Raw genomic sequence first — 456 nt, 5'->3', positions numbered from 1 at the left:
GTATCAATTCCGACCTCATCCAAAAGTTGGATTGGCCCAACCGGAAAACCAAACTTAACCAGCGCGGCGTCAATGGCTTCAACCCGCTCGCCTTCGGTTAACAGGCGTATAGCTTCATTGATGTAAGGCGCTAAAATGCGGTTAACGTAAAATCCGGCCTTATCTCTGACGACTATCGGTGTTTTACCCTGTTTTTTCGCCAACTTGACGGTTGTTGCAATAGTTTGCTCAGAGGTCGTTGCATGCGGAATGACCTCAACCAGCGGCATTTTTTCCACCGGGCTAAAAAAGTGCAAACCAATCACTTGTTCAGGTCTGGCAGCCTTAGCCGCAATATCACTAATTGGTAAAGATGAGGTGTTGGAAGCAAAAATAGTGTGAGGTGCGCAATTTTGTTCAACTTCTGCCACCATCTGTTGTTTTAACGCCAGATCTTCGAACACGGCTTCAATAACC

General features: G+C 46.5%; 1 protein-coding gene. It reads right to left on the bottom strand.

All coding sequences use genetic code 11. The annotated features are described in order from the left end of the window. Positions 1–456: 3-hydroxyacyl-CoA dehydrogenase NAD-binding domain-containing protein (locus KQJ18_RS24425; RefSeq protein WP_253297573.1), on the bottom strand; the 456-nt coding region annotated here is incomplete at both ends.

The organism is Citrobacter sp. S55_ASV_140 (assembly GCF_018919505.1).
GTDB classification, from domain to species: domain Bacteria; phylum Pseudomonadota; class Gammaproteobacteria; order Enterobacterales; family Enterobacteriaceae; genus Citrobacter; species Citrobacter werkmanii.
Note: the sequence above shows the minus strand (reverse complement) of the source record. Positions and strands in the feature narration are given on the sequence as shown.